This is a genomic window from Oceanicola sp. S124 (assembly GCF_000220565.1).
Classification (GTDB): domain Bacteria; phylum Pseudomonadota; class Alphaproteobacteria; order Rhodobacterales; family Rhodobacteraceae; genus Pseudooceanicola.
Map to the genome: position 1 here is coordinate 1 of NZ_AFPM01000234.1, position 2,833 is coordinate 2,833.

Consider the following 2,833-nt stretch of genomic DNA (forward strand, 5'->3'; position numbering starts at 1 on the left):
TGGTGGTTGTTGCGGCAATGCCCTCCTTCCACCGTGCGCTCCGGTCTAAGCCATCATTGGACAATATTTTGATCCTTGAAGTATGAATGAAGTTTTTCTTCCTGAGTATATGCGGATACTTCGCAATAGATCCACATTTCGATCTTTGATTGACAGAGTTTCGTGCTTTTAGGTCAATTGGCGCACTATGCGTCAGCATTCGTTCGGAAGGGGCGTCCTGCGGGGCGCCCCTTTGCGTTGTGCTTTGCGGGAACCCCGGGGCCGGGCTGGCGTTGCCTCTGCATAGCCGCTGCCACAGGACCCGCCGTGACCGATCTCTCAGACGACAGCCACTCCGGGCACCTGGCCCCCGAATCCGACACCGCCGATGTCGAGGAGCTTGAGCCGCATCTGCCCTCGACCGCCGCCGCCGTCCACGAGGTGATCCGCCGCGCCGGCGAGAAGGAGATGGACCGCGACGGCATGGCGCTGATGTGGTCGGCCATCGCCGGTGGCATCACAATGGCCACCTCCTTCATGGCGCGGGGGCTGCTGCATGCGCATCTGCCCGAAACCGACGTCGGATTCCTGTTCGAGGCCATGGGCTATACCGTCGGCTTCATCTTCGTCATCTGCGCCGGGCAGCAGCTGTTCACCGAGAACACCGTGACACCGGTGCTGCCGCTGATGTCCCGGCCGCGCCTGTCCAAGCTGTGGCGGGTGCTGCGGCTCTGGGGGATCGTGCTGGCGGGCAATACCATCGGCGGCGCCGTTGCGGCCGGGGTCTTTGCCTGGATGCCGCTCTTCGATGCCGAGACTTCGGAGAGCTTCGCGAAGATCGGGCTGCACCTGATCGGCAAGCCCGCGGACGAGATGTTCGCCGGTGGCATCGTCTCGGGCTGGCTGATCGCGACGCTGGTCTGGGCCATGGCGGCGGCGCCGCAGGCCCGGCTGCCGCTGATCTTCCTGGCCACCTGGATCATCTCGCTGGGCGACTTTCCCCATGTCGTCGCGGGCACGGTCGAGGTGCTCTACCTCGTCTTCCTCGGCAACGAGGGGCTGGTCCCGGTGGTGGTCGAATTCTGGCTGCCGACGCTGGCGGGCAATGTCATCGGCGGCACGCTGATCTTTGCCCTGGTCGCCCATGCCCAGGTGCGCGCCGATGTCGAGGCGCATCCGCCGGGCGGCACCGGGAAGGACGGCAAGGCGGGCAAGGAAAAAGGGGCCCCGCCGCGCGGAGCCCCCTCGGATGGCGCGAGCTGAGGATCAGCTGCGCACCAGCTTCTCGTAGGTCTCGACCATGTCCTTGGCCAGGGCGCCCACCTCGAAGGTGTAATCGCCGATCTGGCCGACGGGGGTCACCTCGGCAGCGGTGCCGGTCAGCCAGCACTGTTCGAAGCCTTCCATCTCTTCGGGCATGATGTGGCGCTCGTGCACGGTGATGCCCTTCTGCTTCAGCAGGTCGATCACCGTGCGACGGGTGATGCCGTTCAGGAAGCAGTCGGCCAGCGGGGTATGCACTTCGCCGTCCTTGACGAAGAAGATGTTGGCGCCGGTCGCCTCGGCCACGTAGCCGCGGTAGTCCATGAACAGCGCGTCCGAGCAGCCCTTGGCCTCGGCCGCGTGCTTGGACATGGTGCAGATCATGTAGAGACCGGCGGCCTTGGCATGCACGGGGATGGTCTCGGGCGAGGGGCGCTTCCACTTGGCGATGTCGAGCTTGGCGCCCTTCATCTTGGCGTCACCGTAGTAGTTGCCCCATTCCCAGCCGGCCACGGCCAGGCGCACCGGGTTGCGGGCCGAGCTGACGCCCATGTCCTCGCCGGCACCGCGCCAGGCGATGGCACGCACGTAGGCGTCCTTCCAGCCGTTGGCTTCCAGCATGGCGTATTTGGCCGCCTCGATCTCTTCCACGGAATAGGGGATCTCGAAGTCCAGCATCTGCGCCGATTTGCGCAGCCGTTCGGAATGCTCCACCCCCTTGAAGATCTTGCCGTTGTAGCAGCGTTCACCTTCGAAGACGGAGGAGGCATAGTGCAGGGCATGGGTCAGCAGGTGTACGTTCGCAGAGCGCCACTCAACCAGCTTGCCATCCATCCAGATCTTGCCGTCGCGGTCGTCATATGCAGACATCGCAACCTCCTGACATCAAAATTTTCCATATGTTGCGCCGAAATGATCCGAACCGGACATAATATTTCGTTTCAACACGGGTTACGTAACTTTTGATTCTTGGAATGTCAACAAGCCTGACTTATTCTTCCACAGGCGGCGGCAAGGCTTGGCTAAGCCGGATCTAGCGCCTATCGTCGGATGGCTCGAACAGGGGGCCAGCGAAGGGCCTCGCGCAAGGTCCAGCGCGGGCCCAATCAAGGCCCAGCTAAGGGAGGTCTCATGTCGGAAGTCCAGGTCGGTGACTCGCTGCTTTTCCTGACGGATGAACAACTTCGTCAGGGGATAGAGGCGATGTTCTTCGCCTATCGCGGCTTTACCGCCGCGCCGGACCTGATGCTGGACGGCACCGGCTATGGCCGGGCGCATCACCGCGCGCTGCACTTCATCGCCCGGGCGCCGGGGATGAACGTGAACCGGCTTCTGCTGATCCTCGGGGTCACCAAGCAGAGCCTCAACCGCGTGTTGCGCACCCTGATCGCCGACGAGATGGTCGAAAGCCGCATCGGGCGGGCCGACAAGCGCGAAAGGCATCTCTACCTGACCGAGAAGGGCGCGGCGCTGGAACAGAAGCTGTCGGATGCGCAGCGCAAGTGGATGCGCGATGCCTATCGCAAGGCCGGTCCCGAAGCGGTGGCGGGTTTCCGGCAGGTGCTTGACGCGCTGATGGACGCCGAGATCC

3 protein-coding genes are annotated in these 2,833 nt (G+C 63.5%); 2 read left to right on the forward strand and 1 reads right to left on the reverse strand.

Annotation, left to right across the window (positions count from 1 at the left end; all coding sequences use genetic code 11):
- The first annotated feature begins 306 nt into the window (after positions 1-306).
- The gene (locus OS124_RS24970; RefSeq protein ID WP_010140866.1) at positions 307-1,242 is read left to right on the forward strand and encodes a formate/nitrite transporter family protein; all 936 of its coding nucleotides are present in this window, start codon (positions 307-309) and stop codon (positions 1,240-1,242) included.
- 3 nt (positions 1,243-1,245) lie between these two features.
- Here OS124_RS24970 and OS124_RS0116310 read toward each other — a convergent pair whose 3' ends face one another.
- On the reverse strand, positions 1,246-2,112 hold the full coding sequence (locus OS124_RS0116310) for a branched-chain amino acid aminotransferase (RefSeq protein ID WP_010140867.1): 867 nt from the start codon (positions 2,110-2,112) through the stop codon (positions 1,246-1,248).
- A 261-nt stretch (positions 2,113-2,373) separates the two neighbouring features.
- On the opposite strand from OS124_RS0116310, the gene OS124_RS0116315 reads away from it, so the two are divergent.
- The coding region (locus tag OS124_RS0116315) for a MarR family winged helix-turn-helix transcriptional regulator (RefSeq protein ID WP_010140868.1) at positions 2,374-2,833 on the forward strand (460 nt) is incomplete at its 3' end.